This is a genomic window from Ruegeria sp. HKCCA0235A, from assembly GCF_013033235.1.
Lineage (GTDB): Bacteria > Pseudomonadota > Alphaproteobacteria > Rhodobacterales > Rhodobacteraceae > Ruegeria.
Genome location: NZ_WQDQ01000010.1, coordinates 50,644 through 64,443 on the forward strand (window position 1 = coordinate 50,644; position 13,800 = coordinate 64,443).

The 13,800-nt window shown below is 59.1% G+C and carries 6 protein-coding genes; 1 reads left to right on the top strand and 5 read right to left on the bottom strand.

Annotated features, from left to right (window positions below):
• Positions 1-6 precede the first annotated feature (6 nt).
• Positions 7-4,296, top strand: coding sequence for a thiopeptide-type bacteriocin biosynthesis protein (locus GOW56_RS16690; protein ID WP_171206572.1), 4,290 nt, complete (start codon positions 7-9; stop codon positions 4,294-4,296).
• A gap of 168 nt (positions 4,297-4,464) precedes the next feature.
• Here the strand turns inward: GOW56_RS16690 and GOW56_RS16695 are convergent, their stop codons facing one another.
• From GOW56_RS16695 to GOW56_RS16715, 5 genes are read right to left on the bottom strand one after another with little or no spacing between them, the layout of a single operon-like run.
• Positions 4,465-6,687 carry a geranylgeranyl reductase family protein gene (locus GOW56_RS16695; protein ID WP_171206573.1) on the bottom strand — a complete coding sequence of 741 codons (2,223 nt, stop codon included), beginning with the start codon at positions 6,685-6,687 and terminating at the stop codon, positions 4,465-4,467.
• A gap of 1 nt (position 6,688) precedes the next feature.
• Entirely contained in the window at positions 6,689-7,663 is a 975-nt protein-coding gene (locus GOW56_RS16700; RefSeq protein ID WP_171206574.1) for a polyprenyl synthetase family protein, read from the bottom strand.
• A complete protein-coding gene (locus GOW56_RS16705) occupies positions 7,656-8,111 on the bottom strand; it encodes a hypothetical protein (RefSeq protein ID WP_152457484.1) in 456 nt (151 codons plus the stop codon). The genes GOW56_RS16700 and GOW56_RS16705 overlap by 8 nt, the downstream gene beginning before the upstream one ends.
• 30 nt (positions 8,112-8,141) lie before the next feature.
• The gene (locus GOW56_RS16710; RefSeq protein WP_171206575.1) at positions 8,142-9,539 is read right to left on the bottom strand and encodes a S8 family serine peptidase; all 1,398 of its coding nucleotides are present in this window, start codon (positions 9,537-9,539) and stop codon (positions 8,142-8,144) included.
• 16 nt (positions 9,540-9,555) lie between these two features.
• A complete protein-coding gene (locus GOW56_RS16715) occupies positions 9,556-13,785 on the bottom strand; it encodes a PKD domain-containing protein (protein ID WP_171206576.1) in 4,230 nt (1,409 codons plus the stop codon).
• Positions 13,786-13,800: the final 15 nt, after the last annotated feature.

The window sequence follows — 13,800 nt, forward strand, 5'->3', positions numbered from 1 at the left end:
TGTTCCATGTCTATTTCGACAACGCGGATTGATGCGGCAATACAGTCCATTGCAGGGTCGATTGTTGCGGCCCCGATCAGAACTGATGCAATCGGACTGGGAAGCGCCGTCGCCGGAGAGGCGCTGGCATTGTTGGCGGCAGACAAGTTTCTGAAAGATGATCGCGTGCGATCCGCCGCGTCACGTCGCCTTGCGACCATTTGGGCTTGCGACCGAGACCTGCGCGGAGCCCCTGTTTCTCTGTTCGATGGCCGCGCCGGCCTTGGGTTGCTGGCCTGTCATGCTCTGGACGCCAATCCACACGATCCCGAAGCGCAACTGGCGCTTGACCGTGCCCTGCGTTCGGTTGCGCAACGCCTTCTCGAAGCCCCCTGGATGGGGCACTTCGATCACGTGTCCGGTCTTGCGGGTATATCCGTATTTCTGTGCGAACCGAAATCCCGGACGGCCCGTCTTGGGGGAAAGTCGCTGTGCCTGCGTTTGTCAGAGGAGCTTTGGAGGCACTCGGCACGAACAGAACGGGGGCTTGCGTGGACAGAACCTTTTTCCTCACCGGAAGACGAGACCGGCCCCCTGAAAACAACGCGGTACCTCGTCAACATGGGGCTGGCGCATGGTTCTCCCGGCGCCGTTCTGGCTCTGGCCCGCCTGGGTCGGCGGCACGCGTTCACGCCACGACACATCGAAGACCTCAAAGACGCGGTCCTGTTTCTGCTTTCGCACCAGGGCGCGTTTTCAGACAGCGGCCTGTCATCCTGCTTTCCCTGCATGTCAGCGCTCAGTCATGCTTGGGAGGTACCGTCACGTCTTGCGTGGTGTTATGGCGACCTTGGCATCATATACACCGCGCTCGCGGCGGCGAGGCTGGTGGGTATGGAGGACGAAATACGTGATGTCGCATCGCGGGTTCTGATATCCTGCGTCGACAGACCTTTTCATGAGACGGGTATCAATGACGGCGGGCTGTGCCATGGCGATGCCGGAATTGTGGTGATGGCCCTTGCCATTCGATCGCTTTATTCCAAAGCAGACGTCGATCCTCTGATTGAAAAGCACGCCAAACGGCTTTTGTCCCTCGTTGAACGGGAATTGAGCCCGGACGGGCTTCCCGCGATCGGCGCAGGCTGGAAGACGTTTCAATCGACGGATCTTTTGACCGGGTCGAGCGGCGTTTTGTTGGCACTGCTTGCCCTAAGGGACCCGGGTTACCTCGGATATCTGAAGTTCATGGGGCTGGATGTTGAACAGAATGTCCACTGCCCGTCCCATCCGGAACCGCACAGCTCTCGTCCGTTCCTCGGAATTCGTGTATGTACGCGTTCACCGAAGCACGATCTTGGCGGAGTCACAAAAAGCACCCGAAAAAAGGATCTGGAAAAGCGTGCTTCAGATTTAATTCGCGATCCGTCCTTTGCCTTGTCGTTGTTCATAGCACGACCCGGTTTTTTCTCGAAGGTCATGCGGGAAATCGAGAAAGGCGAAGGCCTCTCCCCCGCGGTCCTCGGCACATTGTATCGGTTTGTTTACAGAATGTGTTTTCGCCCGACGCCGTTCGGCGCATTCGCGGCAGTGGGCACGGCAATACCTGTTGCAGGCAAGGACATCGTCACCGTGGCAGACCACCATCTGGATATGGATCTGGACTGTGGGTTTTTGTCTCATATTGCCGCCGGACTCGCCGAAACGCAAAGCACGAGGGTGCGGTGCAATCCATCGGCCTGGTGGGAACAGGACGTTCTGCACTGGATAACCAACGGTGATCTCGACGGGCCCTGGAACCACGAACAGATCATTGCAGCGGCGGATTCCGATCTGGCAGAGTTCATCTTTGATGTCGATTCCGTCCCGATTTCCGATCTGGAAACGGCCCTCAAAGACCGCCCTTTCAAATCTGCCGTGACAATCTCGGATCTCTGTCGGTCCGAGGCTCTGATTCCACAGAAAGACCCAATACTTCTGGGGCATGACGCAACCGCCAGAACCCTGAAGCGGCTGGAAAGAGATATGACCGCCCGTCAAAAGAGAGGCTTGGCGGCGCTCGGGCATGCTCTTGATGCCGCGCGTGAAACCCCTTCGATGATCGCGTTAAAGCAACTGGGGCGAACAGCTGACTCTTTCGCCCCGGGTTGGAGAGGTGATTTTCTGCATGTCGATGCGCATTGCGTCGGCACGTTGGAAACTCCACTGCGCGCGGTGCAGGCACTGACCGACGCATGGAACATTTTGGAAAAGATCGGCTTTCGCGTGCCAAAGCCAAACCGTTTTCTGGAATTTGAACGGCGTTTCCTTGACCGATACGGTGACCGCGCCGTATTGCTGGGTCAGGCCGTGGATGCCGAAAGCGGGCTTGCATATCTCGGCATGCCGCTGCGAATGGATTTCGTTACAGGTACGGAGTCGTCAAGTGACGCCCCCAGGCAAAACCTTCAGGAATTTCCTCTGGAACCCGATTGGGACGCGCGCAAGTGGGTGCTTTGCGCGCAGGATATCGAGATCCTGCATGCCCGCAACACGGACCAGCCCCCTTTCGCCATCCAGGACGGCGTTCTTCTGAGCAAGGTAGGACGCAGTTCCGGGCACAACCCCGTCTGGACGGCCTATCCCGAAGGAATTTTTCCGGGCGGGCCCAAGGCGATTTTCGGCCGTTTCTCAAGGCGAAATCAGTTGATCGCAGACGCGTTGATGCAACACAGCCCCACGCGTGAAGAGGATTCGACAATTGTCGAAGCAGACATCCTGTGCGCCACGGACCCCCGGTCATCAAACATCCTGAGGCGCGCCAGCCTTTCCCGGTATGTCATCGAGATCCTCGGCGACAGCGGGTTACCGTCCGAACAGAGGATTCCGCTGCACGATCTGTGGATTCGTCACGATGGCAGTCGGCTCCGGCTGTTCTGGGGCAGCCAAGGCGTCGAGGTCATTCCACAGCTGCATGCTGCGCACCAAAGCCCTCCCGGGGCGCCCGCTGTCTATCTTCTGCTCATCGACATCGCCATGCACATGCGGCAACCGTCGGTGATCTGGTCCTGGCAATCGCAAAGCAATCGGAACCGGCTTCCCAGGGTCTGTGCTGGAAATGTGGTCCTTGCACCGCAACGGTGGCGGCTTTGTATCCCGACAGAGGTGGTCAGGTCAGGCAAAGCGGAAAGCTGGCTGGAAACAACGCGGCAAAAACTGGAGTTGCCGCGATATGTGGCCCCCACGGATGAGGCCAGCGATATGGCCACGCCATGGGATCTGGACAACCCCTTTTCCACTGCCAACCTGATCAAGACGCTGAAAAAAGGGCCGCTTTCAATCTGCGAGTACCTTCCAACGCCCAAGGATTGGTGGATCGACTCACCGCATGGTCGATTGGCCTCTGAACTGGTTCATGCCCCCGCAAAGCCCGTTGATACGTCCTTTGTCGAATACGATGCCAACCCGACCGCATGGCAACCGCTGGGGCACGGCACTGAAGAGGCCGGATCATGGTTGTATCTGCGGCTTTTCGGGGATGCCATAAAGCTGGAACAGTTCCTGAAACTGCAATCGAACAGGTTGACGCTTTGGCAGAAACGCAACCTGATCGAGAACTGGTTCTTCGTAAGATATGCAGACCCGGAACTTGAACTGCGCCTCCGCATCAAGTTTTCAAACGATCATGACAGAGTTCTGAGGAACCGGGTGCTTGTTCACTTGCAGAAAACGGCCGGTGGATTGGTGGACAGGTTTCTTGTTGACGAATACCTGCCTGAAACGGCGCGCTACGGCGGAGAACTGGGGCTCGGCGCATGCGAGAGGATATTCGGCGCCGACTCGATCACTGCGCTTGACGTACTCAACGATCCGAAGATCAGCCGGTCCAGACGGTGGATGGCGTCAGCCGCCAGTATCGATGCCCTGTTCGAAGATTTGGAACTGCCCACAGGTGTTCGGCTGGCGATCTCCGAGCGCTGTTCACAAAACTACGGGGGCGGCCCGGCGTCGCGCCGGATTGCGCGTCGTGCTACTGGAAAGGAATGGAAAAGTGCATGCGTTGTTCTGAGTGAACTCGGTGTAGGCAAAGGCATTCATTCGCGGCCATCGCGCTGGAACGCTCGTGCGGCCAGGCTTTATCCGGATATTGGACGCCTTCAGCGAGAAGAACAGGATGGCCGGTTGGGAAACAGCTTGGCCGACCTTCTGGGAAGCCTCGCTCATATGTCCATCAACCGGATCCTCCACTGGGGAACCGCCGCGGAAGAGGCGGTCATCCACGAGGCGCTGTGTCGACATTATCGAACCAAATTGAACCACGGGTGGAAATCGCCCTAGGCGGCATGCTCATGGCAGCCGGTTGGAACCTGAACCCTCCGTCCGAAACATGGGCTGTCCACACATACCCCCTGCCCCTGAGTGAAGCATCCGGCGCATGAGGTAAGGAAAGGTGGATCACTGCGCTTTTGACCGACAGCGGGACACCTCGGAACCTGGATCACACTTTTACAGCACGCGGCGTTTTGGGACCTGTCGACTTACCGCGTAACCTGCAAGCGCCGAAAGCGATTTTGCCACGCCGCCCCGTGGCACGGGGCTTAGCGCCGCTATTGCCTGATCGCGGTATTCTTCAGGCAATTGCTGCCTCTTGATATGGCGCGTGGCCGGGGAAAGCTCTGCCAAAAACCGCGCGGGGTCGCGGTGGCTAAGGAAAGCACGGGCTGCCGCGCCCCCTGTTTGCCCCCGCGTCGCCTCGAGAATAGGCACGCTGAATAGCCCGCTGGAAAGGTCTGACGCAAAAGGTGTGCTGCCCGCAGGGCGGTCCAGGGCAAGTTCATCCTCGGTCAGCAGGTAAGCCAGGCCAAGATTTTCGCCATAATCGCGAAAGGCGACTGACAGTTCGTATTGTTCGGCAAGCATCGCACCGAGTTCGCAAGGCAGTCGAAAAAATGCAGCCATACATTGCCGGATCTGCGCGATGCGCATTTCGACCGTCAAATCCGGTTGCCATGCGGACCGAAGCTCGGACACTCGGCCTTCACATGCCGAGGCCATGGCGCTCAGAATTGATGGCACCAGATCCGGGCAGTCCCGTGCGCCGACTTCGTGTGCTTTCGCCAACAAGTAGTCGCCTGTCAGTATCCCAAGCTTGTCGCCCCAGTTGGCCTTGGCGTCGGCTGTTGCTGCCGCAGCCTCGATCCCCCGAATGCCGCTTTGGGCAAGAAACCCCAGATACGCGAGTTCCAGCGCCGTGGCCGCGGCCCGACGTCTTTTTGCCTCGACATCACCCAGATAGGACGTCAGCAAAAGCAACAGCGAAGGTCGAAAGGCAACCATGTCAGCTCGCTTGCCCGCGAAGGACATGCGCGTCAGAAACGGCCAATCGGTGCGCACGATGTGATTGAGGCGCGCGCCCACATCGCGCAGGTCGTCCCCAAGCGGCATCTCGGGCACTCGCACAAGGGGCGATACGTCATCCAACATGGCGCTTTCCACATCACCGCCAGTGCCTTCAGGCACCAAAACGGCACGGCGCAGCATGTTGTGAACCGGCTTTTCGCTTTCGAACGTATCGTCCAACACGCGCCAGATGAACTCGTATCGGCGGCTTGCGCGGTTCCCGAGCGTGAAGTACCCGGCAAAGCGATCCCCCAGCAGAAGCGCATAGTCTTCCGCCGCCACCCAGGGGCCTGCCCCGGTGCGGAGGCACCGATCAGTGGTTTGCGCCGCAAGCGCACCGGATTCCAGCGCAAAGCTGATTCCTTCGCCTGTAAACGGGCTGATAAGACCGGCGGCGTCCCCAACCAGCAACAGACCCGAATGGGCGGCGCGTTCCGGTGCGAAATCGAATCTCAGCGGTGCCCCCAAGGTCGTGCCGGACAACTGAATGCCCGAATATTCCGGATAATCCTTGCGGAGCACGTCCAGAAATTGATCGAACAATGTCCTGACATTGGCATCAAACGCCCTGCAAAACAGCCCGACACCGACATTTGCAGTTCCCTTCCCCGTTGGGAACGCCCAGCCATAGGACGGCAACAAATACCGGTCCGTAACATCAGTCAACGGCAGCATTATTTCCAGCAGTGGCGGAGTGTCTCCGCAGCCATCGACATAACCGCGAAGCGCGGTGCCATAGCCTTGTTCCGGTGTTTCCCGCAATCCCGCTGCTTTCGCCAATCGAGACGCGGCCCCGTCTGCGGCGATGACCATGTACCCGGTCAGAACCGCTGTCGTGCCATCCTGCATCCGAGCGGTGACACCTGTGACAGTCCCGCTTTCATCCGTTACCAGATCGTCGGCGCGGCATTTCGGCAAGAAAGCTGCACCTTCCGCGCGGGCCTGACGCAAAAGACAATCATCCAGTATCAAACGGGGTACAACCAGCCCATAGTCGTCTTCGCCTTCGTATCTAAAATCCCGGTGGCCCCTTTTGCGCATATGGACACGCACACCTTCGACCTCCTGCTGATCTGTAAGCGCAGACAGAATGCCAAGGCGTTTCAACTGAGAGATGCCGGACCGGGTGATTCCGTCTCCACAGCTTTTGTCCCGAGGGAAATCCTCACGGTCGACCAGAATGACCTTTCGACCTCTGCGTGCCAGTTCGATGGCGGCAGCGCTGCCGCCGGGCCCCGCACCGACAATGATGGCGTCCCAAGTCTCGGCCGCGGCCTCCTTGGGCGTCGCAAGCGGCAGATCGTCGGCAAAAGGGCCGTAGCCGTCCATGTCAGGCCCGCCTTTCGACAGAAAGCCGGGCGAGGTTTGCCAGCGAGTCGCGCAGCACATGATCGTCAAGCCCGGCAATGACCTTGACGGCCGCTTCAGATTTGTGCCGCGCCAACTGTTCCGTAGCTTCGACCGCGCCCGAATTGCGAATGATCTCTACAGCACGCGAAATATCCGCATCTTGCATGTCGGCCAGCCTCAACCTGGCCCGCAATTCATCGGCGGCCTGTCCGTTCTGACCCAGGCACAGGAGCACCGGCATCGTATAGGCCCCTTCGCGCAGATCAGAGGCGGACCCTTTTCCAAGCTCCACGCTGCTTGCAATGTAGTCCAGAACATCGTCGCGCAGCTGAAATGCAAGGCCGAGGCACTTTGAATAGGTGATCAGTGCGTCTCGATCCTGATCACTTACGTCCGCCAACATCGCCCCCAACGATGCGGCGAGAACAAACAGCTCGGCCGTCTTGCCCTCGAGCATTTCAAGATGCTCTTCAATGGTCCAATCGGCGTTGTAGGCGTTTTCGGCTTCGCGCAACTGCCCCAGACACAGCGCAGCGCAGTGTTTGCCAGCCAGCTCAGAGGCCTTTGGGCTGATGGACTCCAACAGGTTTATTGCACGGGCCAGAATGAATGTTCCGGCGAAGCTGGCGATGGGCGAAGACCAGCGACGGTTCACGCTTTCCGCTCCACGCCGAAGTTCGGCCCGGTCCATGACGTCGTCATGATAGAGCGACGCCACATGGATCATTTCGACAGCCGCCGCCGCCTGAATTGCGCGCTTGCGGCCTTCTGTGTCGGTGAGGCTTCGGGCGGTAAGCAGCAGAAGAATTGGCCGCAACCGTTTCCCGCCAGCCCCGATAAGCCAGTGGGCTATCTCTTCGAATCCCGGCTGGTCCGAGGCGACGGCATCCAACATGGATGCTTCAACCTGGGGTATCGTGGCCCGGACCTGTTCGTCTTGCAACCAGTCAGACATCCGCAATCTTGCGGAACTGCGCCAGCGTCTTCTGCAAACGCTTCGACCTGAGCGCCGCTTCGGAGTTCCTGATGAAACTGTCGTAGCCCTCGTGCAATGCTGCGGACTCGGCGCGAACGACAATCTCACCACGGTGGAAAGCGTCCATTACGGTCATCCTGCCTTCGGATATGGCCACAAGTGCTTCCGGTGAAATCGCGCCGACGCCCCGGCCTTTCCCTTTGCGCTTTTGGCTCGGGTTGATGAGAACTTCACCGCTCATCACCGAAACTTCGACCGACCCCATACCAAAAACACCAACCGTTGCACTGGCGCCCTCGTACTGCTTGACCAGTTCAGCATATTCCTTCTTGGCGTCCGCCTTGAAACCCGCCAAAGCATCTTCGGCCAGTTTTTCGACTGCCTTTGCACCCTCTTCCGGCTGCATCCGCTGTTCATAGTCTGCCACGTTCGTATCCTCCGTTCAAAAATATCCAAATCAGACCGAGCCGACCGCCGCCCGAGCATCCACACGCCCGGCGCCCTGCTGCGTGGTCGGTGCGCCGATATCGACGGCGGTGGCCATGAGAACTGCCTTGATGTCAGCCGGCAGCAGTGTCGGGTTTCGCTGCAACATCAGCGCCGCGACCCCTGCGACATGGGGGCAGGCCATCGAGGTGCCGCTGGCCTCGAGATGAAGCGGATCTATCACCGCCGCGCCGCCATTCATGTCATTGCCGGTCGCCGATCGCGATGCCACGATATCCACGCCGGGGGCGGTGACATCCGGTTTGTCGCGCCCATCCGGCGTTGGTCCGGGACTGGAGAACCCGGCCATGTTGTCGCTGTCATCGCTTGCGCCGACGGTGATCACGCTCTGCGCAATACCCGGACAGCGAATGCGTGTGTCATAGGTGCCGCAACTGTCATTTCCCTCGTTGCCCGCGGCCACCACAAAGGTCACCCCGGCGGTCGAAGCCGCATCAGCGGCGACACATAAAACGCATGTTCCGTCCGGATCGACCCAATTGCCGTTTCTGTGCGAAAAGCCCCAGGAATTGGAAAGAACATCCATCCCGTCCGCCACGGCCTGTTGGATTGCCGCAACGCAGTTGGGAGCGTTCCCGCTGCCAAACTGATCCAGCAGCTTGTAGTCGTGGATGACCGCCCCCGTGGCGACACCACGGAACGTCGCGCCATTGCTGGCGACAACACCCGCGCAATGTGTACCGTGCCCGTTCAGATCGCCCAATCCCTCGCCGGTGAAATCCTGTTGGGTGCCGAAATTCCCGGCAAGTTCGGGATGTGTCTGGTCCACGCCCGTATCCAGAACGGCAACATCCACTTCGGCACCGTTGATCCCGCTGGCTTCCACGACATCGGCATTGATCAGCGGACGGCTGTTGTCCAGGTCGATCAGGATCTGGTTTTTGCAATGAACCATCTTCAGGACATCGGCGCGCCCTGCGATATCCGTAATGCGCTGATCATCGGCAAGGACGACCAGACTGTGAGTCAGCCAAAACGACCGCTCGACTTCAATCCCCCGCTCTTCAAAGCTTCGGGCAATTTTGCCCACCACGTCTTCGCCATGGCGTCGGTGTTGCATGATCGAACGGCGGCGCTGGCGCCGGTCGAACGCACGGGGCGGGCGATCCGGCGATGCCCTGCCGCTGCGCAGCGAGACCAGCACGCGATGCCGAGGAAGCTGGGCGGTTTCGGTTTGGCCAAGCAGAGCGTTCAGGCGCGCCTCTTTTCGGTTGGCCAAGAGGTCGCGCAAGATAATGCTGTCCATCTTCGAGATGGACTCGCTGCCAAACTCGGCACGAAGCTTCTCGATTTCACGACGTTCCGCTCTTTCGAAGCGATCAACGTGTTCCCGGCTTAACTCGGACATTTCGTGCTCCTTTAGATCATGGTCTTATGGGGTTTTCAGGAATGGCCTGACGTTTGGTGGAATGGGTGATCATCACCACGGAAGAATCGTTGGCCATTGTCGCGATGGCCCCGGGCGAAAGTTCAACGGCAACACTGTCTATCAGCCACAGTTCGGCAATCCCGTCACCGCCCAGGTTTTCCAGGGTACCGACCAGGGGCCGTGTGCGTCGGCGGAAATAATCTTCGCGTGCCTTCGTTTCGGCGCGCCGGAAAGAGGGCGCATTGCCTTGGGTGTCTGGCGCCAAGCGCAATATGACCTGCACCGAGTTCCCATCATCGCCGTCTGTTGCGGCCTTCGCCAATTCCGATTGCAGCTGCGTGTCCAGCTTGCCCCAAGCCGCCTCGGACAGGCCGAACGGATGGGGGCTGTTGGTTTCGGTCAAGGTTCTGTCCTCCGTGGTCGTCTCTGCACTGAACATGGCCGGTGCGACCGCACGGTCGAAGCGCGGATTCACGACAATGCCGGGCCCCGGTTCAGGCTCTGCCGAGGGCGTACTGCGCGGGTGTTCCGGCCGGAAACACAGCTCGATCAACGCAGCTTCCTGCGCACGCATCGCGAGGGTCATCATACCGCTCGCCTGAATCTCGATGATCTGTACCCCCTGCTGCTGCGTTCCTGTCTGGGTCGTCAGGACATTGCCCGCCGCATCAAGTGCGATGATCGTTATGGGCTTTCCGCCAGCAAAGCTCAGCTTGAGGCGGGCCCAGTCAGCAACGACCGGCAGATGGGCAAAGACACCGGCGATGGAAAGCAACAATTTGGGTGTGCCTTGCGGCTGGAACCCGCCAATGATCTGAAGAAGGCTGCCCTTGGTCGGCAGGAACCGCACACCGCCGACGTTCAATACCGGATGGCGGGAAGGCAGTTTCTGGCCGCGAAAATCAATGCAACGTTCACGCGGGGGAATTTCCGGATCGGGCTTCGGCTGCTCCGGACAATGCGGCTGAATCGCAATGAAAGCGCAATCATCAATATAGCCAAGCGCATCGTTGCGCGGATCATCTCCACTGAACTCCAGAAATACCGTCACGGCTTCGGCTTCCGCCGTCACGCGGCCCCGCAATTGCCGCCAGGCACCGTCCAGATCGCCGGTCCACCATTCCACCCAGGGCGCCCGCGGATCATCACCACCGCGCGGATCCAACCCCAAAGCATAGCCGCCTGCACTGCGGGCTTCTGTTGTGAACCAACATGAGAACTCATAGTCCCACCCCGGGTTTGCGCCTAGTGATTGCAAGAGACCGACGCGAAGGCCGCGCTGCGCGATGACCCGTTGGGACCTGTCCCCGGTCCGGACGATGCAACCTTCGCAGTCAAAGGCATCGGCGGGGATCGGGGCCAATTGCGGAACGGGATTTCCCTTTCCGGCGTGAAAGGCTGCCAAGTCGGTCAGCCATGCATAGGGTGTCCAGAACCGACCGACATTGCCCGCTGGAAGCGAACGGAAACCATCTTCGAAACCGGGGTTCAGCAAATGCACGACCCGGACGGTCAGGTCGTCCTGACCAAAGGCACCATCGTCATCCATGACGGTACAGATGGCCCAGAAGTCACCACAGTTTTCATAGATATGCGAGGCGGTCGCCGTGCCTTCGGCTGCCGGTGGTTCGTTCGTTTCCTCGATCAGGGCGGTGCGGGGTTCGCTGCAATCGCCGAAATCCCACTTGGCCGTATGCGTGTCGCACCAGCCGGGATCCCGGAAATCTGCGACAAGCGTAATCGGTGTGCAGACATATGCATAAAGGTCCGGGCCAGCTTCGACTTTGGGCGGAACATTGGTAACGGTGACACGCAAGGTGTCGATGGCCTCGCCCCCGTTGACGTCTCGAATACGCACTGTGACGGTGTATTCGCCATTGTCGCACCAGGCATGGGTCACGGTCGACGTGCCTGTCGCCGCAGGAGGAGCATTGGTTTCAGAAATCACGCCGGGTTTGGGCGCGTGGTGATCACCGAAATACCACATGGATTCGTGGGTGTCGGGGTATTCGACATCTCGGAACCGTGCGACCAGAGTGACCTCTTCACCCTCCTGCACCGTCAGATCAGGGCCGGCATCCACTGTCGGCGGCACATTTTCGACGGTAACAAGCGAGAAACTGCGACTGCGCGCGCCACCCGGCTGGTTGATCGTCAGCGCATGTTTTGCGGTGTAGACACCACTTGCAGCATAGACATGCTGAATCGAGGGCAAGACCGCGGCCGGTGTTCCGTCACCCGGCAACCACTCGTACCCCGCGTCAGGATGTTCATTCGCAGCCGCAAGCGACATGGACGATGCGGCCGCACCCGACCGTGCCCCGCCCGAATCCGCCGGGACGACATCCGTGGCTTCGCAACTGCTTATAACCGTGAAATCTCCGGCAATTTCAAGACCGTCGGTATCAATCACGATCGGGTCAGAGAAAACCGCTTCGACCCGCCCGATCCTGGCAAGGTTCTCCGGCCAGCCGGTGATACCCGTGACCGTATTCGTAACTTCGTCTGACAGGATTTCACTGCCCATGCTTTCGGCAATTCCCCGGACGACAAGGGCCACGATCACAACGACCAATGCGCCCAGAATTCCGAAAGCGCCGAATGACAATATCGCGGCGATTGCCGTCAGCACCCAAAGCAGCACGGATTCTTCGGGATCGACATCGCTGTCGATTTCAAAGTGATCCATTTGCTGTCCACCGGTTGGGCCCAACGAACCGTTCGGCTGCCAGCGCAATCCGACATCATTGAAAAAGTCGGCATCCACATCAATACTGCCCAGGATCGCGTCTACGACCGTCACCTTGCCCGATATTCTGATCGCCCCAGTCCTGAGGCTCACGTCCAGATCGGTCAGCCGGACTTCGCGCCCGTCAGGTGTAAAGGTCTTCGGAAGGTCATCATCCGACAATTCGGCTTCGATGCGCGCCGTTTCAATCGATGCTTCGACCTGGGCCGCGCTGATGGCAATTGCAAAATCCCTGTCAGCAGGAATGAAATTGGCAAGCCCGCCTACGTCACCGCCGCCATCATCGTTCAAGGCGATCGCCAGAAACTCGTTTGTCACACCAACGGTGATGCTGTCGACTTCAAACTCTTCGTCCGTTGCCTCTGGTCCCCAGATGTAAACGAAATCGCGGGCCTCAAGATCCTGATGAAAAAAGTCGCCGATGAATTCTTCGATCTCGGCTACTGTCGGGGCCGCAATTGTAATCTCGCCCAGCCCACTGGCCAATTCCTGCCCCCGCGACACCAGTTCGCTGGATATCTGGGCGTCAAGGTCAATCGCGACCAACGGGATCGCCGCCAGTTGATCACGGTTGTCGATGTAATTGTCACCCTCTGGCCCATATTCCGGACCGGCAGGGTTGATCGCGTCCACGGTAACGGTGGCAGCGTTCAAATCCGTGCGGAATTCCGAACCGACCCGACTGAAAGGTGCCGTGATGTTGATCCGCGTTTCGATCCCCATGGGGTCCTGCGGATTGAAAAAAAGCTGTACCGTCGGCCCAACGACAATGTTGAACATCCGCAGATAAACCGGCAGCGAAATTGTTATGTCACCGCCTGACACGGTGGTTTCAATATCGTGCGCCGCATCCGAGGCGTCGTTGAAGATTTCCGCATGGACATCCGTCGTCAACGCTCCCAAGGCAAATTGCAGCTCGGTTTCATCGATGACATGGGGGATGGAGGGAAAGGCCGGATCGATCGGTCCGCCGGGGCCGCCGTTCTCATAAGCTTTGTCCACGAATTCGCTTGCGAACAACTCGATATTGGACGCAATCGGATCGCCGCTGGTCAGCGTGGCGGACACCTGGTTGCGAGGCAGGCCATCCAACAGCCATCCCACATCCTGACGCCCGGGAATTAGACCAATCGGCGCAGCCGCAGCAAGATCGGCCGTCATCGTCAGCATTTGCGCCGATGGAACCGGGGGGTTTTCGATTTCGATCTGGATCAGGACACCAAGTTGAATTTCGGCACCGGTGATGTCCGGGCGCAAGCTGGCGTCCAACTGGTCTTCGGGAATCTGAACCGACCCGTCAGCTACGACAAAACCGCCAAAGGTTTCACCTGCGGGAACATCCATGAATTCGGGAATGCGGCCTTCATCGCCGGGATCATCGTCGCATTCCGCGGACTTCCACGCCCCCCGAATGACCTTTCGCAGGACCTCTTCCGAGGCTTCGACGACAACTTGATATCCTCTTGTATTTGCCATCCTGACGTCCTCGGT